General features: G+C 73.7%; 18 protein-coding genes. 5 read left to right on the forward strand and 13 right to left on the reverse strand.

Features of this window, described 5'->3' with window-relative positions; all coding sequences use genetic code 11:
• Positions 1 to 3 precede the first annotated feature (3 nt).
• A complete protein-coding gene (locus H5965_RS21615) occupies positions 4 to 777 on the reverse strand; it encodes an ESX secretion-associated protein EspG (protein ID WP_310971852.1) in 774 nt (257 codons plus the stop codon).
• 48 nt (positions 778 to 825) lie between these two features.
• Between H5965_RS21615 and H5965_RS21620 the strand changes: the two genes are divergently transcribed.
• Positions 826 to 1,611, forward strand: a complete 786-nt coding sequence (locus tag H5965_RS21620) for a helix-turn-helix transcriptional regulator (RefSeq protein WP_310971853.1) — start codon at positions 826 to 828, stop codon at positions 1,609 to 1,611.
• Here H5965_RS21620 and H5965_RS21625 read toward each other — a convergent pair.
• The 6 genes from H5965_RS21625 to H5965_RS21650 form a co-directional block, all read right to left on the reverse strand.
• Positions 1,523 to 2,116 (reverse strand): hypothetical protein, encoded by a 594-nt coding sequence (locus H5965_RS21625; RefSeq protein WP_310971854.1) that lies wholly within the window; start codon positions 2,114 to 2,116, stop codon positions 1,523 to 1,525. The genes H5965_RS21620 and H5965_RS21625 overlap by 89 nt on opposite strands.
• A complete protein-coding gene (locus H5965_RS21630) occupies positions 2,113 to 2,805 on the reverse strand; it encodes a hypothetical protein (protein WP_310971855.1) in 693 nt (230 codons plus the stop codon). Before H5965_RS21630 ends, H5965_RS21625 begins: the two co-directional genes overlap by 4 nt.
• A gap of 590 nt (positions 2,806 to 3,395) precedes the next feature.
• Positions 3,396 to 3,683 (reverse strand): type VII secretion target, encoded by a 288-nt coding sequence (locus tag H5965_RS21635; RefSeq protein WP_310971856.1) that lies wholly within the window; start codon positions 3,681 to 3,683, stop codon positions 3,396 to 3,398.
• Positions 3,680 to 4,849: a PPE domain-containing protein gene (locus H5965_RS21640; protein WP_310971857.1), complete on the reverse strand. Its 1,170-nt coding sequence runs from the start codon at positions 4,847 to 4,849 to the stop codon at positions 3,680 to 3,682. The genes H5965_RS21635 and H5965_RS21640 overlap by 4 nt, the downstream gene beginning before the upstream one ends.
• Positions 4,842 to 5,264 (reverse strand): hypothetical protein, encoded by a 423-nt coding sequence (locus tag H5965_RS21645; RefSeq protein ID WP_310971858.1) that lies wholly within the window; start codon positions 5,262 to 5,264, stop codon positions 4,842 to 4,844. The genes H5965_RS21640 and H5965_RS21645 overlap by 8 nt, the downstream gene beginning before the upstream one ends.
• A 137-nt stretch (positions 5,265 to 5,401) precedes the next feature.
• A complete protein-coding gene (locus H5965_RS21650) occupies positions 5,402 to 6,352 on the reverse strand; it encodes a LysR substrate-binding domain-containing protein (RefSeq protein WP_310971859.1) in 951 nt (316 codons plus the stop codon).
• 102 nt (positions 6,353 to 6,454) lie between these two features.
• Between H5965_RS21650 and H5965_RS21655 the strand changes: the two genes are divergently transcribed.
• Together H5965_RS21655 and H5965_RS21660 are read left to right on the forward strand one after the other, a co-directional pair.
• Entirely contained in the window at positions 6,455 to 8,224 is a 1,770-nt protein-coding gene (locus H5965_RS21655) for an FAD-dependent monooxygenase (RefSeq protein WP_310971860.1), read from the forward strand.
• Positions 8,225 to 8,237: 13 nt separating this feature from the next.
• Positions 8,238 to 10,142, forward strand: a complete 1,905-nt coding sequence (locus tag H5965_RS21660; RefSeq protein WP_310971861.1) for a maleylacetate reductase and hydroxyquinol 1,2-dioxygenase domain-containing protein — start codon at positions 8,238 to 8,240, stop codon at positions 10,140 to 10,142.
• A 3-nt stretch (positions 10,143 to 10,145) separates the two neighbouring features.
• Here the strand turns inward: H5965_RS21660 and H5965_RS21665 are convergent, their stop codons facing one another.
• Positions 10,146 to 10,937, reverse strand: a complete 792-nt coding sequence (locus H5965_RS21665) for an SGNH/GDSL hydrolase family protein (protein WP_310971862.1) — start codon at positions 10,935 to 10,937, stop codon at positions 10,146 to 10,148.
• An 84-nt stretch (positions 10,938 to 11,021) separates the two neighbouring features.
• On the opposite strand from H5965_RS21665, the gene H5965_RS21670 reads away from it, so the two are divergent.
• The gene (locus tag H5965_RS21670) at positions 11,022 to 11,615 is read left to right on the forward strand and encodes a PadR family transcriptional regulator (protein ID WP_310971863.1); all 594 of its coding nucleotides are present in this window, start codon (positions 11,022 to 11,024) and stop codon (positions 11,613 to 11,615) included.
• A gap of 110 nt (positions 11,616 to 11,725) precedes the next feature.
• A complete protein-coding gene (locus H5965_RS21675) occupies positions 11,726 to 12,517 on the forward strand; it encodes a hypothetical protein (RefSeq protein WP_310971864.1) in 792 nt (263 codons plus the stop codon).
• A 16-nt stretch (positions 12,518 to 12,533) separates the two neighbouring features.
• Here H5965_RS21675 and H5965_RS21680 read toward each other — a convergent pair whose 3' ends face one another.
• The 5 genes from H5965_RS21680 to H5965_RS21700 form a co-directional block, all read right to left on the reverse strand.
• Entirely contained in the window at positions 12,534 to 15,827 is a 3,294-nt protein-coding gene (locus H5965_RS21680; RefSeq protein ID WP_310971865.1) for a hypothetical protein, read from the reverse strand.
• 51 nt (positions 15,828 to 15,878) lie between these two features.
• Entirely contained in the window at positions 15,879 to 17,081 is a 1,203-nt protein-coding gene (locus H5965_RS21685; protein ID WP_310971866.1) for a cytochrome P450, read from the reverse strand.
• Between the two features lie 114 nt (positions 17,082 to 17,195).
• Positions 17,196 to 18,350, reverse strand: a complete 1,155-nt coding sequence (locus H5965_RS21690; protein ID WP_396136922.1) for a serine hydrolase domain-containing protein — start codon at positions 18,348 to 18,350, stop codon at positions 17,196 to 17,198.
• Positions 18,351 to 18,416: 66 nt separating this feature from the next.
• Positions 18,417 to 18,878, reverse strand: a complete 462-nt coding sequence (locus tag H5965_RS21695; RefSeq protein WP_310971867.1) for a VOC family protein — start codon at positions 18,876 to 18,878, stop codon at positions 18,417 to 18,419.
• A gap of 80 nt (positions 18,879 to 18,958) precedes the next feature.
• Complete coding sequence (locus tag H5965_RS21700; protein ID WP_310971868.1) at positions 18,959 to 20,626, reverse strand: MOSC and FAD-binding oxidoreductase domain-containing protein; 1,668 nt, start codon at positions 20,624 to 20,626, stop codon at positions 18,959 to 18,961.
• Positions 20,627 to 20,640 lie beyond the last annotated feature (14 nt).

Here is a 20,640-nt window from a genome sequence, read left to right on the forward strand (position 1 = left end):
GGCTCAGCGGACGTCGTCGACCATCCGGGCCAGGCGGTCGGCGAGCCAGGGGCCGTCGGCGGGGGTGAGCGTCACCCACGGCTCGCCGCCCACGTCCTCCGGGGTCACCGCGTACCGGCCGGCCGCCGTGTCGAACCACGCCAGCACCGGGCTGCGGCCCGCGGGGCCGGTCGCCGCCAGCTGGCCGGCCGTGTCCCGCTGCGCCGTCACCAGCGTCGCCAGCGGCCGGACCGCGCGGCCGGTGATCCCGGCCGTGCTCAGCGCCCGCTCGAACGCGTCGTACCCGCTGCGCGCGTAGGCGTCCATCGCCGCCGAGTAAGCGGCCCGGGGGAGGCGCAGCTGGTCGCCCGGGCCCGGCTCCGCGTCGCCGAGCATCCGGGCCACCGCCGGGACCAGGCCGTCCGGGCGCACCGGCTCCAGCACCAGGTCGCGGTCGTCGAGCACGGCGACCACGCCGGCGCCGGTCCGCGCTGCCGCGAGCAGCCGCCACGGCGCTTCCCCCAGCACCAGCCCGTCGATGCTCAGTGACGGCGAACCCAGCAGCACGATCAGGTCCGCCAGGTCGGGGTCGGCGTCGTCGCCGTCGGTGAGGCCCGCCTCGGCGAGGCCGGCGAAGACTTCGACGCCCAGGTCGTCGCGCTCGGCGTGCGTCGCGCCGTGCGACGGCACGTCGAACGGGTACGGCGGCGGCCCGCCCGGCCCCAGGTCCTCCCAGAGGAGATCGAATTCCAGATGCGACAGGATCACTCCCGCCGCCGTCGCGGTGCGCCGCGCCATGGTCCCCCTTCCCGTGCCGAGCGGCCCGTGTCCGGCACGATGGTGCCGATGGCCGAGCCGCAGTCGATGGACGTCCCCGCGAGCGGGTACCTCGTCGTCCGCGCGTCCGGGGCGGCGGTCGCGCGCGCCGCGATCCTCGGCGGCCGCGGCGACCCCGAGGACGTCCAACTGCTGCTGCGCTGTCCCGTCCCGCGGACGGTCGCCGAGTCCGGCGCGAAGCTGACGTTCGCCGACGCGACGCTGCACCTGCAGCCCTCGGGCGTCGTGATGCTGACCGTCGCCGCGGCGAAGCTGTCGATCTCCTTCGCCGAGCTGCGGCCGCTGATGTTCCGGCCGGTCGAGGTGGACGCGCCGCTGCGGTCGCTGTTCGCGAGCGCGGTCGCGCACGTCGTGGCGGCCGGTCCGCGGCTCGACCCGCACGGGCTCGCGCACCACCTGCTCGGGCTGGCCGAACTGGTGCTGCGGAGTGCGCTGCGGGTCGAGCTCGACCGCGTCGACGCGTTGGCGGCCCGGCGGCGCGAAGCCCTGGAGTACATGCGCGCCCACCTCGGCGACCAGTCGCTCAGCGCGGACCGGATCGCCGAAGCGCTGTACATCTCGCGCCGGCGCCTGTACCAGCTGTTCGACGACGGCCAAGGCGTCTCGGAACGGCTCAAGGGCCTGCGGGTCGAGCGCGCGAAGGCGCTGCTGGCCGACCCGGCGAAGGCGGGGCGCGGGATCGCCGAGATCGCGCGGGACTGCGGGTTCACCAGCGCCCCGCACTTCTCGCGGACGTTCCGCCAGTCGACCGGCCGGACCCCGCGCGAGTTCCGGGAGCGGGCGCTGCGGGGGTGAGGTCGACGCCCGCGACGAGCGTCCCGGCCAGGCCGGCCACCTCCAGCCAGCCGCGGCCGCCGGGGGAGTGCAGGGTCAACATGGCCGCGCGCGGCCGGTCCGGGTCGAGCACGACGGCCTGCAGCTGCGCCCCGGACAGGCCGATCCGCTCGACGATCACCACCGGGTAGCCGCGGCCGGTCCGCGCGGTGCTGACTTCGCGGATGCCGGGGGTGGTGTCCGCGACGAAGTGCCCGAGGTCGGCGGCCTCACCGGGGTCGTCGACGGGGACGACGCCGGCGATGAGCAGGGCGGGATCGGCATCGCGGTGTTCGACCAGCGCCAGCAGACCGGCCCCCTGCTCGTGGGCGATCTCGGCGCACTGGACGGCGGCGGCTTCCAGGCCGAGGTCGCGGGCGGCGTCGGGGCCGCGCAGGCGGGCCATCAGCGTGTGCAGCTCGGCGGTGGTGCGCTCGACGGAGTCCAGGGTGACCGGGGTGATCCCCGGAACGGCGGGCAGTTTCACCGGCCACCCAGCGCCGCGGCGAACGCGCTGACGGCCCCCGGCGGCGGCGTGACCGGTGCGGCGGGGGTCTTCGCGACGGTGCCGCCGAGCTCGCGCCCGACGGCCGAGAAGGTCTCGAGGTGGGCGGCGATCCCGGCGAAACCGGGAGCTTGCGGCAAGGGGGCGCCGTCGCCGAGGGCCGTCAGCCGCCCGGCGACGCGGGTCGCTTCGGTGTGGTGGGCGCGTTCCAGGACGCGGGCTTCGGCGAGGACGCGGTCCAGGTCGTCCTGGTGGGCGGCCAGCCGGGCGCGGGCCGCGGTGAGGTCCGGCTGGGCGGCGGGGGAGAACTGCGCTTCGGTTTCGGCTTGTTCGACGTCGTCGCGCGCGGCGGTGACGGCCCGGCGCGCGGCGGTGGCGCGCCGGTCGAGGTCCTCGGCCCGGCGGTGGTTCGCGAGGAGGGTGCCGGCCCAGCCTTCGAGAACCCCGGCGGCGGCCCGGAGGGCCTCGCAAGTGGCGGACAGACCGCCGGCGGCGCGTCCGGCCCGGTCCGCGAGCGCTTGCGCGGACCGCCCGGCCCACTCGGGGATCGTGCCGGGCGAGGGGATTTCCTCGAGCCGGGCCGCAGTGGCGGCGCACCGGCGGGCGGCTTCGGCCACGGCGCCGGGGCTGCCGGGGACGGGGTCGAAGCCGAGGCCGCGGAACTCAGCCATGGGCGCGGGCCGGCTCGCCGGGGGTGTGGTGGTGGGGCTTGGGTGCCGGGTGGGCGATGGCGCCGCTGGGTCCGATGGGCTCGGGAGTGGGTGTGGTGGTGCGCTTCGGTTTGCTGGGGGTGGGGTGGTGGGGCTTGGGTGCCGGGTGGGTGATGGCGGTGCTCGGTTGGCTGGGCTCGGGTGTGGGTGTGGTGGTGCGCTGCGGTTTGCCGGGCGCGGGGTGGTGGGGCTTGGGTGCCGGGTGGGTGATGGCGGTGCTCGGTCGGCTGGGCTCGGGTGTGGGTGTGGTGGTGCGCTGCGGTTTGCCGGGCGCGGGGTGGTGGGGCTTGGGTGCCGGGCGGGTGATGGTGCCACTCGGTCGGCTGGGCTCGGGAGTGGGTGTGGAGGTGCGCTGCGATTCGCCGGGCGCGGGGTGGTCGGGCTTGGGTGCCGGGCGGGTGACGGTGCCACTCGGTCGGCCGGGCTCGGGGGCGGATGTGGCGGGGGTGCGCTTCGGTTCGCCGGGGGCCGAGCGGCGGCGCTCGGGCGTTGGGGTGGCGAGGGCGCGCTCCCACTCGCCGGAGGCAGGGCGGTCCGGCCCGCGATTCCGGTCAGCCATCGGCCCTGCCCAGCTCGTCGGCCGCGGCGGCGTCCGTCGCGCGGTAGGCGTTCGCGGCCGTCCGGACACCCGCCGCCGCGTCGGCGAAGTCCCTTTCCACCGCCCGTATCCTGCCGGACCACTCGCCGGTCAGCGCGGTGAGTGCCGCCGAGACCGGGGCCGGGCCGAGGTCGTCCGGCACCTCCAGCGAGTGCGCGGCCGAGCGGTACTCGTCCGCCGTGTCCTCCAGGCGCAGCGCCAAGGCGTCGAGGGCGGCCGGGTCGGCGTGGAAGCCGGTCATTCGCCGAACACCGGGGGATACGCCGGCGGGAGGTCGTCGAGCAGGTCGTAGCCCTTCGCGTACTTGTCGCGGTGCTCGGTGTCCTCCTCGCGCCGCGTGCCCTGGCCCGGTGGGTACATCCCGTACCCACCCGCCGTGCCGCGGCCGCTCGTCCCGCCCGGCCCGAAGCCCGGTGTCCCGGCGCCGAACCGTCCCGCGCCGGCCCGGCCGCCTTCGCCGAGCGGCCCGGAGCCCGGCGTTCCGGCCACGGGAACGCCCGCGAAGCCGGGACCGTAGCCGGCCGCAGCCGGCGAACCCGGCCCGGCGGTGCCGATGACCCCGTCGAGCGCGCCCGGCAGCCCGGCGCCGGTGAACGTGGGCGGCAGCGCGGAGGCCGTCGACGTCGAGTCGTCCGGTCCGGCGCCCGGCTCGCCGGGGAAGTCCTCGTGCGGCGGGGCCGGATCGCGGGGGACCGGAGGTGCGGGCGGGGTCCGGACCACCGGCGGCCGTGGTCCGGTCCCGGACCCGGTGGTCACCGGCGGGGCCGTGTCGAACTCCGGGGGCAGGCGGTGGCGGACGTCGTGGCTCGCGCTCTCGTACTGTTCCATCACGCGGACGGCCGCGGCCTTGGCGTCGTCGGCCTCTTTCTTCGTCGGCAGCTTGTCGTCGAGCAGCTGCTCCAGCATGTACGTGCCTTCGGGGCCGTCGAGCCGCTTCACCGCGTACCCCTGCCGGAACCACCGCTCGGCCCAGTAGTGCACCGGCTCGGGCATCCGCTGCCGGGCTTCGCTGACCACCGACGTGTACGTGTCGAGGCCGGACCCGACGCGCTGGGCGTTCTCGCCCACGGTCCTCGCCCAGCCGGTCAGCCGGTTGACCGATTCCGCGGCCGAGTCGGCGGCAGGCCCGCTCCACGACTCCTGCAGCTTCCGGACCAGCACCGACACCTCTTCGGTCGCATTGCGGACGCCGGTGGCCACCTCCTGCCACCAGGCGGCGTGCTGGCCGAGCTTCGCCGGGACGGCCGACTGCACCATGTCCCACAGCTCGCGGTGCTCGTAGCTGTCCCAGTTGATCCGGCCGAACGTGGCTTCGCGGTTGTTGACGGCTTTTTCGCGGCGGACTCGCCGCGCCTTCGCCCGTTGCCGGGCGGTCGGAGCGTGGTGCGTCGAGTGGAACTCAGGCATCGGCGTCCCCCGTCGGCAGGGCCGCGGCGGCCGCTTCGTCGTTGCCCTGGTGCATCGCCACGACCGTGTCGAGCGTCTGCCGCAGCGTCGCGAGCTCGGCCAGGTACGACTGCAGTGCGGCCTGCACCCCGCCGGCCTCGGCCCCGCCGCGCGCCGCGAACGAGCGGCGCATCCAGTGGGCGACCGGTCCCTTGCCGTCGGCCAGTCCGGTGTCGAGGGCACGGGCCGTCTCGAGGTGACGGCTCAACTCGTCGTAGCGCTCGTCGATGGCCCGCTTGACGTCCTCGACCCCGTCGTAGTGGAGTTCGATGCCCGCGGTGGTCACCGGCTCCGCCACGACCAGCTCGTTCGTCTCGTGCCGCTGCTCGGCGCGCAGCTGCCGCCGCGCGTCGGCCTCGTCCCGAACAGTCGCCATGGAGGTCCTCCCTCGCCACCCAGGCGTCCATCCTGGCCAATGCCCGCCGCGTTGAGAAGAGCGACCCACCCGGGTGCACGGGTGGACATGAACACTGCACGGGCGGATACGGAGTCCGGCCGGATCGCGGACCAGGCCTATTCGCGTCCCCCCGGACTCACCTCCGGGCCCAGCATGTCGGGTTCGGGGGTGGACAGGGCCGTCCGGAGGAAGCGGCGCAGGACCGGCGAGTCCTCGTCGGGGCGCCAGCAGACGGCGGTTTCGACGACGGCGGTGTGCCGGCGCAACGGTCGCGCGACCAATCCTGGCCAGAGCATCGAGCTGTACTGGGCGGGCAGCAGGGTCACGCCGGCGCCGGCCTCCACGAGGGCGAGCGCGTGCATGACCGAGGTCGCATCGCGGCGGGCGTCGGACGAATGCCCGGTGCCGGCCCAGGCGGCGCGGATGTGGGCGGCGAGCCCCGCTGCGGCCTCGGCCGTGACCACCACCCGTTCGCCGCCCAGCTCGGCCAGGTCGATGCGTTCCTGGCCGGCGGCGGGATGCGTCCGGGCCAGCACCGCGACGAGTGGCTCGCGGGCCACCACCGCGACTTCCAGCGCCCGGGCCCGGCTCGCCGCGTGGCGGGTCCGGCCGGGGCCGCCGGGTTCGAGGTGGAGCAGGCCGGCGTGCGCGTCGCGGCGGTGGACCCGCTCGACCACGTCGGAATCGGAGTCTTCGGTGAGGACGAGGTCGACGCCGGGTTCGAGCACGGTGCCGCCGATCAGGTGGGGCAGCAGCCGGGGCGAGACGGTGTGGCCGACGGCGACGGTCAGCCGGCCCCGGGTGCCGAGGCCGATGGTGCGCACCAGCTCGGTCGTGGTGTGGAGTTCGGAAAACAGGCGGCGAGCGCGTTCCGCCAGCGCCCGGCCCGCGGCCGTCAGCTCGACTCCGCGGCCGTGGCGGATCAGCAGGGGCACCCCGAGTTCGCGTTCCAGCGTCTGGAGCCGCACGCTCAGCGGAGGCTGTGTCATGTGCAGTGCTGCGGCCGCACGACTGACCGAGCCTTCCTCCGCGACGGCCAGGAAGCACTCTAACGCGCGCAGATCCATATTCTGAGGCTATATCAGCGACGGTGACTTCGTATTGGACGTATGGCCGGCTGGTTCGCATACTCGTTCCACCGGTCGATGCGGACCCAGAGGTGAGGCAGCGTGAGCGACAACCCTGACAACCCCGGCGAAGTCACCACGGACGTCCTGGTCATCGGCAGCGGGCCGGCGGGCGCCTCGGCCGCGCTGTTCCTCGCCACCTACGGCGTGGACCACCTGGTGATCACCAAGTACCGGTGGACGGCCAACACCCCGCGCGCGCACATCACCAACCAGCGCACCGTGGAAATCCTGCGCGACATGGGCATCGAAGCCGATGTCAAGGCGCAGGGCACGCCCGCCGGGCTGATGGGCGACACGGTCTTCTGCACCAGCCTCGCCGGCGACGAGATCGGCCGGGTCCGGACCTGGGGGACGCACCCGGCCCGCAAGGCCGACTACACGCTGGCCAGCCCGTCCGAGAACTGCGACCTCCCGCAGACCCTGCTCGAGCCGATCCTGATCGGGCACGCCGCGGAGCGCGGCAGCAGGATCCGGTTCGACACCGAGTACCTGTCGCTGGAGCAGGACGACGACGGCGTCACCGTCACCGTGCGGGACAGGCTGTCCGGTCAGACCTACCCGATCCGCGCGAAGTACGTGATCGGCGCCGACGGCGGCCGCAGCCAGGTCGCCCGCGACATCGGGCTCCCCTTCGAAGGACGGATGGATCTCGCGGGGAGCATGAACATCGTCTTCCACGCCGACCTGACGAAGTACGTCGAGCACCGGCCGAGCGTGCTGTACTGGGTGCTGCAGCCGGGGTCGGACATCGGCGGCATCGGGATGGGCCTGGTGCGCATGGTCCGGCCGTGGGACGAGTGGCTCGTCGTCTGGGGCTACGACATCAGCCGGCCGCCCCCGCGGGTCGACGACGCCATGGCCACCAAGATCGTGCACGACCTGGTCGGCGACGACACCATCCCGGTCACCATCCGCTCCACCTCGTTGTGGGGCAACAACAAGATGTATGCCACCAGGTACCGGACGGGGCGCGTGTTCTGCGCGGGCGACGCCGTGCACCGGCACCCGCCGTCGAACGGCCTGGGCTCCAACACGTCCATCCAGGACTCCTACAACCTCGCCTGGAAGCTCGCCGCGGTGCTGTCCGGCAAGGCGGGGGAGGGGCTGCTCGACAGTTACGACGCCGAGCGCGCCCCGGTCGGCAAGCAGATCGTGGTGCGGGCCAACAAGTCCATCGAGGAGTTCGGCCCGATCTTCGACGCCCTCGGGTTCACCGCGACCGACGACCCGGCCGAGCAGATCGCGAACATGCGGGCCCGGACCGAGGACACCCCGGAGGCGGCCGCGCAGCGGGCCGCGCTGCGGGAGGCCTTGGAGCTGAAGGACTACGAGTTCAACGCCCACGGTGTCGAACTCGGCCAGCGGTACGTCTCCCGCGCGGTGGTGGGCGACGACACGCCCGAGCCGGAGTTCACCCGCGATCCCGAGCTGTACTACCACCCGACCACCTGGCCGGGGGCGCGCCTGCCGCACTGCTGGCTCGGCCACGGCGGGCACCGGGTCAGCACCCACGACATCGCCGGCAAGGGCCGGTTCGCCGTGCTCACCGGCATCTCCGGGCAGGCCTGGGCGGAGGCCGCCACCGGCGCCGCCCGGTCGCTCGGTGTCGACATCGAGGCGCACGTGATCGGCCCCGGCCGCGAGTACACCGACGTCTACGACGACTGGTCGCGGCTGCGCGAGGTCACCGAGTCCGGGTGCGTGCTCGTCCGGCCGGACGCCCACGTCGGCTGGCGGGCGCACGAACTGCCCGCCGATCCGGAAAAAGCGCTCACCGAGGCACTCGCCCGCCTGCTCGACCGCGCCTGAGGAGGCCCGGAGAATGTTCACCTACACGGCTCGGCCCGCACGCATCGTCTTCGGGCCCGGCACCCTCGAGCAGGTCCGTGCCGAGGTCGAACGGCTCGGCCGGTCCCGGGCGATCGTCCTGGCCGGCCCGGACCTGGCGGAACCGGGCGACCGGGTCGAGAAGGTCCTCGGCCCACTCGCCGCGGGCCGCTTCGACGGCGCCGCCATGCACACCCCGGTGGCGGTCACCGAGCAGGCCCTCGCGCTGCTCCGGGAGGCCGGAGCGGACTGCGTGGTGGCGGTCGGCGGCGGTTCGACGACCGGGCTGGCCAAGGCCCTCGCCGTCCGCACCGGGGTCGACCAGGTGATCCTGCCGACCACCTACGCCGGATCGGAGGTCACCCCGGTCCTGGGCGAGACGGCGGACGGGGTCAAAACGACGCGCTCATCGCCGGACATCCTCCCCGAAACCGTGATCTACGATGTCGAGCTTTCCCGGGGACTGCCCGTCCCGATCGCGGTGACCAGTGGCGTGAACGCGCTCGCGCACGCCGTGGAAGCGCTCTACTCGCCCGACGCCAACCCCGTCATCGACGGAATGGCGCTCGACGCCATCGGGCGGCTGGCACGCGGACTCCGCGGGCTCGCCGAAGACACCGTCGAAGCGCGGACCGAACTGTTGCAGGGCGCCTGGCTCGCCGGGACCTGCCTCGGCGCGGTCGGCATGGGCCTGCACCACAAGCTCTGCCACACCCTCGGCGGCAGCTTCGGCCTTCCCCACGCTCCGACGCACGCCGTCGTGCTCCCGCACGTCATGGCCTACAACGCCGCCGCGGCACCCGACGCGATGCGCCGCATCGCCGACGCGCTCGGCGCCACCGACGCCCCGGCGGCCGTGTACGACCTGGTCGTCGAGGCCGGCGGGCCGACGTCGCTGCGGGACCTCGGCTTGGCCGAGTCGGACCTCGACCGCGCGGCCGGACTCGCCACCGCTGCCCCGTACCCGAATCCCGCCGAGCCGACCCGGGACGGCGTCGCGCGGTTGCTGCGCCGGGCCTGGGCCGGTGAGCGTCCCGAGCCCACCGGTGCGTCGGTGCTGGACCGGCTCACCGCCCAGGTCGTGTCCACCTTCGCCGGCACCCCCGATCCGCGGCTGCGCGCGCTGCTGCAGGACCTGGTTCCGCGGTTGCACGCCTTCGCGATCGACAACGACCTGACCCAGGACGAATGGCAGTACGGCATCGAGTTCCTGACCCGCACCGGGCAGCTCTGCGATGCCACCCGGCAGGAGTTCGTGCTGCTGTCGGACACGCTCGGCCTGTCCAGCGTCGTCGACGTCCTCACCAACTCCCGCACCCCCGACACCACCCCGTCCGCGGTGCTCGGTCCCTTCTACGTCGACGGCCCACCCGAACTGGAACAGGGCGCCGACATCGCCGCGGGGATGCCGGGCACCCCGCTGTGGGTGGACGTGCTGATCACCGACACGGACGACGAGCCCGTGGCGGAAGCGGTCGTGGACGTCTGGCAGTCCAATGAGGACGGATTCTACGACGTGCAACTGCCCGACCTCGACGGGCCGGTCCTCCGCGGACGGCTCCGCACCGACCGGGCCGGCCGCCTGCGGTTCTGGTCGATCCTGCCTTCGGACTACCCCATCCCGGCCGACGGCCCGGTCGGCGCGATGCTGGCCGCGACCGAACGGCACCCCTACCGCGCCCCGCACCTGCACTTCATGATCGCGGCCGAGGGCTGCCGGCGCCTGATCACCCAGCTCTTCGTCGCGGACGGCAAGTACCTCGACTCCGACGCCGTGTTCGGCGTCAAGGACGACCTCGTCGTGAACTTCGAACCCCGAACCGGCCCGACGCCCGATGGCCGGGCCGTCGACGGCGAATGGCGCCGGCTCGATTTCACCTTCCAGATCGCTCGCCGGTAAGACTCAACTCCTCGGTGCCTCGATGCGGTGCAGTTGAGGGTGTTTCGCCGTGCGCTGGTCCCCGGAAGACTGGCCGCGCAGGCGCCTGCCGAGCCAGGGGCCGAGAAAGGTGGCTGCCCAACGCAGTTCGGCGGTGGCGCGCCCCGGCGTTGACGGTGGGGTGGGCAACGGTGGCGCCGGTTCGTTCCAGGAATCGTCGCTGCCCGGCACCCGCAGGGCGTGCGCGACCGCGTCGGCGATCAGCTGGTGCCCCAGGGGACTGCAGTGCAACCGGTCCTCGCTCCAGAACCGGCGGTCGGCGACGGAGGGGTGCCGGGCGATCTCCGCGACGGCGACTCCGTGCCGGGCGGCCGCGGCGCGGATCCGGTCGTTGATGTCGAGGATGCGGGAGCGAACCGGTCGGGCGAGGGGGATGACCCTGGTGATGTCGGGAAAGGTCAGCGTCGCCACGCGGGCTCCGGCGCCGGTGAGCGCGGCGAACATCGCTTCCAGGTGAGCGGCCACCGTGGCGGTCTCGACCCGGAGCCGGAGCAGGTCGTTGACTCCGGCGACGACGGTGGCCAGGTCGGGTCGCAGGGCCAGAGCCGGCTCCAGTTGCTCGGACCGGACTTCGTCCGCGCGGCGGCCACGGACGGCGAGGTTGGCGTACTGGAGATCGGGGTTGTCGGCGGTGAGGCGTTCGGCGAGCCGGTCGGCCCATCCTCGAAGGCCCGCGGTGTCGTCACCGTCGCCGACGCCCTCGGTTTGGCTGTCACCCAAGGCGACGTAGCGCAGGTACGGGCCGCTGACTGTCACACGTCCTCCTAGTCATAATAATGACTAATCATAACCATGGCTATGATGGGCTCGCCCCCATGGCGACGAGGAAGAGAGGCGCCGGTGAGTCTGCGGCATGCTGTGCTCGCGGCGTTGCTGTCCGGCGAGTACAGCGGCTACGAGCTGGCCAAGGCGTTCGACGTGGGCGTCGCCAACTTCTGGTACGCCCGGCCGCAGCAGCTCTACCTGGAGCTGGCCAAGCTCGAGAAGGACGGGTTGATCAGCGGCCGGGAAGTGGTCCAGCGAACCCGGCCCACCAAGCGGCTGTTCCTGGTCACCGACGCCGGCCTCGCCGAGCTGGCGGACTTCGCCGCCGCCGTGGGCAAGCCGTCGTTCATCCGCGACGACCTGCTGGTCAAGGTCCAGGCCGTCGACCACGTCGACGCGGCACCGGTGATCGCGCAACTGGAGCACCGCGCCGCGGCAGCCGCGGCCAAAGTGGAGCTCCTCGACAAGATCCTGCGGCGGTTGCGCGGGGATCTCGACGAGGAAACCTACCTGCGCCACGGATCTCCGATCGGGCCCTACCTGACGTGCTTGCGCGGCCGGCGGTTCGAGCAGGAACACCACGAATGGTCGGCGCGGGCCGCCGCGCTCCTGCGTGATCGGGCGACTCGAAACGACCAACCGGCGCCTGTTTCGGATCCATCCCGGTAGGGCTGTCGACCGGAAGCGCACCGTTGCTCTGGAGCGGGCAGGATGTGGTGCAGGGGAGTCGTGCCTGCCGGACGCGCGATCCCGTTCCCGGCCCGAGGATTGGACGTGCAATGGGACGCTCGTCGGTGTTCACCTTCCAGTACATCGCCATCGACACCGAGGCTGGGGTGACGCCGGAGGAGTTCGAGACCTTCGTGCGCGGCGAAGGCGTTCACCTGCCCTTGTACCCGGGGTGGCGGTGGACTCTGCTGCGCGGGTTGCGCGGAGAGCGGACCGGGCAGTACCTGATGTTGTACGAGATCGACAGCGCCGAGCAGCGCGACCGCTACGTCACGGCCCGGGGCGAGCAGACCGACTCGGCGCGGCAGTTCTGGGCGCGGCACCCGGAGGCGGAGGCGGTGCTGGCGCGGTGGCGGCGGCTGGGCACGTTCGCTGAGCTGCCGACCTTGTTCACCGACTACCGGCTGCTGGCCGACAATCCGCGGAGCACGGTCACGCCCGGCCCCCGCTACCGCGACCGCCCGGGGGAGGAGCCCGTCGCCCGGGTCGTCGGGATCCACAACCTGGCGTTGCGCGCCGGGGTGACCGAGGAGATGTTCGACCGCTTCATCGCCGAGAACCACCACCGGATCGACGACTACCCGGACTGGCGGTTCCACGTGCTCAAGGGCGAGCGGGGCAACCGCCTCGACCAGTACGTGATGATGATGGAGATCGCGAGCCTGGACGCGCTGGACGTCTTCTACCCCGAGCCCGACATCGCCACCGGCGAGGCCGCGGAGTTCGCGGCCGCCCACCGCGACACCAAGCAGATGTACGAGGAGTGGAAGCAGCTGGCCTCGTTCTCCGGCTCACCGCAGATCTACACGGACTACCTCGCCGTCGCGGAGAACCCGGCGTAATCCCGCACGGGCTTCGTCACTCGGAAGCGAGCACGATGTGCGACGCGCGTTCGCGGACGTCGGCGTCAGGGTGATCACGCAGTGCCGATACCCGCTCGCGCCACGGACGTGGCCAGCCGGCGTGCGGGCCGGCTTGGCTCGCGACACTCGCTGCCAGCAACGCCTCCGCCGGGCTCGCCGTCAGGGCTTGCGCGGCGTCGAACAGCTCGGAGCGGCCGGGATCGTGGCCGGCCAGCCAGGCCGCGAGCCGATCCGCCACTTGCCACGCCGCTGTGGGACGGTCGGCGAGGGCAGCGATCCGGCGGAGGGCCGGCAGCAGGTCGCCGCGGCGGGGTAGGGCGCTGACGGCGAGCAGGAGCGCGTCCGTCCGGTACTCCGCCCGTTCCGCCAGCGTCATCGACAGCTGCTCCGCCGCCGCGCGCATCGCGTCGCCACCGGCGTCCAGGCGGGCGGCGAAACGGACGAGGAATAGGCGAAGCCGTTGCCGCGCCGGCTGGTCCCGCCCGGCGACGGCCACGCCGGCCTGTTCGACGAGTGTCGTGACCACGTCGTGCACCGGTGCCGGGTCACCGGTGACCGCGCACGCGGTGAGCAGCGCGTCGAGCGCGTATCGCCACGTCGCGGTGCTCGTCAGGTCGCCGATCAGGGTGACCACCGCAGCGGGTCCTGCGCGGTCCCAGACGCTCCACGCGGGCCACGCCGCCAAGCCGATCCGCGCGGTGTCCGGGTCGGCGCTTGCCGTCACGGTCCGCACCAGCGCGCCGTACGGCGCGCGGTGGTGCTCGGCGATGGTCAGCGGGTCGGCTTCGGTCACCGCCGTGGCCACCGCGGCCATCGCGGTCGCTTCAGTGAGCCATTGCCACGCGCGTTCGTCGTCGAGCAGCCGGCGCGCGGCCGACACGATGGCGCGGCGGAGATCGCGGTGCAGGTCCGGGGCCGCCCACAGCGCGGCCAGTTCGCCGGCCGCGCCCGGCACACGGTGCTCGGCGAGCAGCCGGATCGCCTCCTTGCGCGAGGTCACCTTCTTGCCGGCCAGCACCGGCCGGAGCGCGGCACCCAATTCGGCGGGAGGGACGGTCCGGGCGGCCCGGCCGGCCGCGTACACCGCGACCCGGGCGCGGTCGGTGTCGGCGTGGCCGAGCAACGTGCCCAGTGCCTCGCCGGGCCGATCGACCCAGGCCAGCCCGGCCAGCGCGGCCTCGACCACGGCGACTTCGTCGTCCTGCAGGAACGGCTCCACGTCTTCGATGCGGGCGCCGGGCAGGCCGGCCAGCCGCTGCACGGCGGAGACCCGCTCCCAGACCGGCTTGCGGGGCGCGGTGGCGAGGTCGGCCAGCAGTTCGGCGTAGCGGGCGACCTGACGCGGCAGCCAGTGCCACGCCGACCCGCCGAAGGCCGGCACCAGCCGGACGCCGCGGGTGGCGAACCGTCCCCGCGGCGGCCGGTCCAGGACGCGGTCGAGCAGGTCGGTCCGGCGTCCGCCGACCGCGTTCGCCACGGCGGTCACCGTGATCGTGGAGGAGTCGCGCCGCAGCACGGCCTCGACGCGTTCGTCGCGGGTCGCGGGCGGGGCCAGCCACAGCTCGAGGGCCCGGTGGACCGTGTGGTCCTCGGCCGCGCGGGTCGCTTCGCCGAGGACCGCCTGCAGGTCGGCCATCGGCCAGGCCCGCCGGTGCAGTCCCGCGGCCAGCGACAGGACCAGGTCGTAGCGGCCGGCGCGGGCGTCGGCGGCGATGCGCGGCCGCAGCGCCGCCCACACGACGTGCTCGGCGCCGCGGGGCAGGGACTGGTCGAGCCGGTGCAGGGTGAGGGTGTGCGCGTGGCCGCCGGACAGCTCCAAGATCCGCAGGCCGCTTTCGACCAAGCCGGGTTGCCCCGTGAGCGTGCCTTGGCGGACGAGGGTGACGGCTGTGGTGCCGACCGCTTGCCGGGTACCCCACGACGCGTCCCTGGCCTGAACGGCGTCGGTGGCCGGCTTCACCAGGGCGGACGGGTCGGCCGACCGCAGCAGCCAGCCCGGGATGGCGGCGACGGCGGCGAGCGCGGCGTGGCGGACCGGGTCCTGTTCGTTGGGCAGCCGGGGCAACGACGCCAGCAGGCCGGCGACGACGTCCGGGTCCCGGGTCGCGGCCGCCGCGCCGATCAGAAGCGGGTAGCCGAGAGCTCGCTCGGCGGCGGACGGCCGGGCGGTCGCGGCGCGCAGGAGCGGTTCGGCTTCCGGCCACGGCAGCCGGGCGGTCGCCTGCCGGCGCAGGTCGGGGTCGTCGACCACCGGCCGGGTGGCGAGCAACCGGCGGGCGTGCTCGTGCCGGGACCGCCACGGCAGGACGTCGAGCACCGTCATCGGCAGGCCGGCCTGCTGCAGGTTGCGGTCGCCCAACGCGCCACTCAGGACGGTGGCGCGCCGGCCGGGCGGAAGCGCGCGCACCAACGCCGCCAACCGCGTCGCATCGGTGAGCCAGGTGCGCGCGAGCGAAGTCAGTGCTTCGTCCGATGCCCGCCGCAGTGCCCGTTCCGTGCTTCGGCCCGGCTGGAACCCGATGCGCCGCGTGGGATCGGCGAGGATCGCGACGACCCGGTCCGGATCGGCGGCGATCGCCGTGGCCAGCCAGCGGCTCGCGCCGGCCGGGAGCCCGGTCGGCGGTCCCGAGTGCGCGAGCAGGTCGACGAGCTGGGCGGGGTCGTGCCGGACCAGCTGCTTCAGCGCGGGTCCGAAGCGCGCCCAGGTGGCGTTGCGGCCGGCGGCACCGGCCACGGCCAGCCGGCGCCGCAGGTGCGCGAGCACGACGGCGGGGTGCCGGCGGGCCAGCGCGGCGAGGTTGGGCACGGCGAAGTCCAGTTCCGGCAGCAAGGTCGTCACCGTGCCGGCTTCGCAAGCGGGGAGCACGGCGGCCGCCTCGTGGTCACCGAAGCGGGCGCGCACCGAGGGCAGGAGAGCTTCGGCCCAGGTGGTGGCGCCGGTGGCGCGCACGGCGCGGTAGAGGGTGTGCCGCCACGCGAGGGGCGCGGTCGCGAGTGCCGCGGTCAGGACGTCGAGATGGCGGTCGCGGCGGGCGCAGTGGGTCATCGCCAGACCGGCGACCCGGGTGTCGGCCGAGACGAGGAGGCGGCGCAGGTGCGTGTCGTCGTCCGCGACGACGGCCATCGTGGCGGCCCAGACCCGGGGAATGCCGGGGACGGCGGCCAGCTCCGCGAGCAGGGCGGCGAGCTCCGGGGTACCGGCCAGCGCGCGTGCGGTGTCGGCGAGGACCCGCCGGCGCGCCGGCGCGGCCAGCGGATCGATCCGGGCGAGAAGGGCGCGCATGTCCATTCCGGCGATTGTTCCCGATCATGAGGTGCGCACCAACGCAATTCCACCCGGTCACCACGTGATCAGCAGCCGCCGGAGTCCTCGGGTCAGGCTCTCGGGCTGCCAGGCCAGCTCGTCGTCCCCCTCGGCCACCCGCAGCCCGGGCATCCTGGTCACCAGGCCGCGCAACGCCACCTGCAGTTCCATCCGGGCCAACGGCGCGCCGAGGCAGAAATGCGGGCCGCGGCCGAAGGACAGGTGGTGGGCCGCTTCGCCGCGAGCCACATCGAACCGGTCCGGGTCCGCGAACACGGCCGGGTCCCGGTTGGCCGCGTTCACGACCGGGAAAACCGTGGTGCCGGCTTCGACGGTCCGGCCGGAGAAGTCCACGGCCTCCCGCGCCATGCGTGGCTGCCCGGCGTGGCCCAGGGCGACCACCCGCAGCAGTTCCTCCACCGCGTTCGGCACCAGATCCGGCTCCGCCACCAGCCGTGCCCACTGGTCCGGGTGCCGGGACAGCAACAGCACCGACTTGGCCAGCTGAGCCATGGTCGTCTCCTGGCCGGCGCCGATCAGCAGCATCACGGTGATCAGCAGCTCGGCTTCGCTGAGCCGATCGCCGTCCTCGTCGTGCACCTGGGTCAGGCCGGAAAGCAGGTCGTCGCCCGGGTGGTGACGTTTCTGCTCGATCAGCCCGAGCAAGTGCGACGGGGCGACCGCTCCGGTCGCCCCGAATTCCTCCTGGTCGAACGTGGTCGTGATGGACATGGCTTCGATGAACGCGAGCAGGGGTTCGCGCTCGTCGCGGGCGATGCCGAGCAGTTCGCAGATCACGATGCCGGGCAGCGGTTCGGCCAGCGCGCCGACCAGGTCCGCCGGCGGCCCGGCGGCCAGCATCCGGTCCACCAGCCCGGCCGCGACCTCCTCCACTCTCGGCCGCAGGAGTTCCACGTTGCGGACGGTGAACGCCTTGGCCACCAGGCGACGCAGTCTCGTGTGGTCGGGCGGGTCCATGTTCGGCATCATGTCCGGCGACTGCAGGCCGGGCACGATGGTGGGGGCGTCCGGGGTCGCCAGGGCGGCGCGGCTCATCCGGGGGTCGGACATCGTGCGCTGGACGTCGTCGTAGCGGGTGACCAGCCGGACCCGGTGCCCGCCGGCCAAGCGGACCAGGGGCACCGGGTCGGTGTGCAGCAGCCGGAGCGCCTCGGCGGCCGGATCGGTCGAAGGTGGTTCGTCGAACGGGAACAGTGGTGGCAGACCGTGCGCTGTCATCGGCGCTCTCCCGTTGCCGTGCCGAAGCGACGACGACAGTGTGCGGGCGGTGGAGGGCGCCGGGCAAGGCTTCGCGCCGCGGCATCCCGGTCGGACGACCCGCCGGCCGGCAGCTCAGCCGAACACCGCGCCGATGAGCCCGCCCAACGCCGCGGGGAACACGCCGGCCGGGTCGCTTTCCCCGGTGGTCAGGGTGGCGGTCAGGGTCCTGCTGCCGTCGGGCGTGCCGATCATCAGCGCTCCGTAGCCTCCCGGCGCGCTGCCGTTGTGGTGGACGATGGTGCCGTGGCCGAGGTCCTGCACCCAGATGCCCAGGCCGAGGCCGAGTTTGCCCTGCGGCGTCAGCATTTCGGCCAGCAGCCCGGCGGGCAGGAGCCGGCCGCCCAGGAGCGCCGAGATGAAGGTGCCGAGGTCCTCGGCCGTCGAGACGAGGTGGCCGGCGCCGGCCAGCAGCGACGGGTTCTGGCGGCTGACGTCGACCACCTTCCACTCGCCGGCGTCCTGGTAGCGGTAGTAGCCGTGGGCGTGCGGCCCGGGCAGCTGCGGCGACGTCGCCGACACCACGGTGCCCGACAGGCCGAGCGGCCCCAGGATCCGCTGCTGCGCCTGCTCGGCGTAGGAGCGGCCGGTGATCTTCTCGATCAGCAACAGGGCCACCGTGTAGTTCGTGTTGGAGTAGCTCTGGTCGGTCCCCGGCGCGAACCGCGCCGGTCGGGCCAGCGCGAACCGCACGAGCTCTTCGGGGTGGTAGGTGTGGAACCGGTTGTCCACCCACGGTTTGCCGACGGACGGCAGCCCCATCTCGAACGCGCCGTCGGCGCCGAGTTCGCCGGTGTAGTTGTACAGCCCGCTGGTGTGCTGCAGCAGCATCCGCACCGTGATCCGCGCGTCCAGCCCGAGCTCGGGCAGGTGCCCGGCCACCGGGTCGTCCAGCCCGAACCGGCCCTCGGCCACCAGCTGCAGCACCAGGGTCGCGGTGAAGGTCTTGGTGACGCTGCCCGCCCAGGCCTGCCCGTTCGCCGGCGGCTCGGCGGTGCCGCCCAGCTCGCTGACCCCGGCGCCCCCGGTCCAGTCGCCGTGTTCGTCGTGCACGCGGACCCGCGCCCCGGCGAATCCCGCGTCGACGAACGCCTGGACGGCCTGCTGCAGTTCGGGCCGGGCCTCGACGGCGGCGGTGTCGAGCTTCTGCATCGTGTTCTCCGAAGTGTCGGGCGTCCCGCTGGCGGTGACGCGTCCGGTGGTGGCGAGGGCGATCGATGACCTGATCACGAGAACCACGATCGCCTCCCGCCCTGACACCGGACGGCCACTGCGCTGACACGGCCCCTGACACGCTCAGTCCAGGCAGAACTCGTTGCCTTCGGGGTCGGTCAGCACGATGAACCCGGCACTGAGCGGCGGCGCGGGTTCGCTGCGGCGGACCCGGGCCGCGCCGAGGGCGACCAGCCGTGCGCACTCCGCTTCGAGCGCCGCCATCCGCTCGTCGCCCTGCAGGCCGGGCGCGGCCCGGACGTCGAGGTGGACCCGGTTCTTCGCGGTCTTGCCCTCCGGCACCCGCTGGAAGAACAGGCGCGGCCCCTGCCCGTCGGGGTCTTCGACGGCGGAGCTGCTGGTGCGCTGCTCTTCCGGCACGCCGACCCGCTCGAGGAACTCGTCCCACGCGGCGAAGGGGTCGGCGCCTTCGGGCAGCTCGACGCCGGGTGGTGCGGGGTGGACGTAGCCCAGCACCTCGCGCCAGAACGCCGAAAGCGCTCGCGGGTCGTGGGCGTCGAAGGTGACCTGGACGTGTCGGCTCATCGGGGTGCTCCGTCGGTCGTCGGGCTGAGGGTGCCCACCTTGCCACCGGATGCGGACAGCTGCGGTCCTCGATCGGGTCCTCACAGGTCCAGGACGACGTCGTCCTGCGGCTGGGCGCAGCAGACAAGTGCTTCGTCCGGCGCCGGCGGTTCGAGCGGTTCGGTGTCGTAGCGCACCCGGCCCGAAAGCACCGGGGTCACGCAGGTGTGGCAGACGCCGGTGCGGCACGACCAGCGCGTCGGCACGTCGCACGCCTCGGCGAACTCGAGCAGGCTGGGGTAGCGGTCGCTCCACGGCACCGTGAGCCCGCTCCGCGCGAACGTGACCGCGGGGCCCGCTCCGGCCGCGCCGGCCGGAGGATGCGGGGTCTTGCGGACGACGCCGGTGAGGCCCGGGTTGATCGCGGACACGCCGCCGAAGAGTTCACTGTGGACACGTGCCGGGTCGAACCCCTGAGAGGTCAGGGATTCCCGCACGGCCGTCATGAAGGCGTCCGGTCCGCACAGGTAGACGGCGCCGTCGACCGGCAGGTCCGACAGCGTCTCGCGGGTCAGCCGGCCGTGTTCCGCGGTGTAGTGGACGCGCTCGTGGCCGTGCGGGAGGCTCGCCAGCAAGGCGTGTGCCTCGGCGGCGAACGCGTGCTCGGCGGCGGTCCGGGTGGTGTGCAGCCACCAGACCTCCCGCGGAGTCCGGTTCGCGGCGAGGGTGTGCAGCATGGCCAGGACCGGGGTCACGCCGATGCCCGCGGAGACGAGGACCACGGGCCGGTCCTCTTCGGCCAGCACGAAGTCGCCGCGCGGGGCCGCGACGGCGACGACGGCGCCGGCGGTCAGCTGTGCGTGGAGGTAGCTGCTGACGACTCCGTCCCGTTTGACGCTGATGCGGTACTCGCGCTCCGATGGCGTCGCCGACAGCGAGTAGCTGCGGACCGGTGCCGGGTCGGCGGCGCCGGGGACGCGCAGGGTGAGGTACTGGCCCGGCTCGGGCCGGGGGAGCGGCGCGCCGTCCTCGGCGGCCAGGTGGAAGGAGACCACCGTCGTGCTCTCGGGCACCACGCGGGTGACGCGCAGGGGCCGGAACCCGCTCCAGCCGCGGGGTGCCGGGGGCTCCTCCGCCAGCAGGTCCCGGAACGATCCCTGCCAGCCGGGGCTGAGCGCCGGGACGTCGACGGCCTTGCGCAGCAGGTCCCGGTCGCGGCCGGGCAGGTAGAGCAGGGCGTCGACGGCCGCGACGCTCAGTTCGTGCCGTCCGGTCCGGGTGCGGACGATCTCGTCGCCGGCCTGGACGTGGCCCTCGGTGATGACCCGCAGGTAGAAGCCGGGCCGGTGGTGGGCCACCAGCAGCGAGGGCATCCGCGGCTCGCCGAGGCGCATCCCGACGCGGAAGCACGTGACGCGCGGCTGGGTGACCTCGAACTCGGCCTCGCCGATGCGGTACCGGTCGCCGATGTGCACTTCGTCGTCGGGTAGGCCGTCGACGGTGAAGTTCTCGCCGAACTGGCCGTCCTCGAGGTCGTCGCGGCCGAGGAACCGCCGCCAGTGTTCGTAGGACTGGCGCTGGTAGACGAGCACCGCGCGGTTCTCGCCGCCGTGGCCGCCCAGGTCGCCCTGGCCGTCGCCGTCGACGTTGAGCCGGCGGACCATGCGGCGGCCCTCGACGGGGTACTTGAAGATTCCCGTGTGGACGGTCCGCCCCTGCCAGGGCACGTCCCGGGGCAGTCCGACGTTCAGTGACACCAAGCGGGCCATGGTGGTCGTCTCCT

Origin of the sequence: Amycolatopsis sp. 505, from assembly GCF_031625235.1 — a bacterium.
Classification (GTDB): Bacteria; Actinomycetota; Actinomycetes; order Mycobacteriales; family Pseudonocardiaceae; genus Amycolatopsis.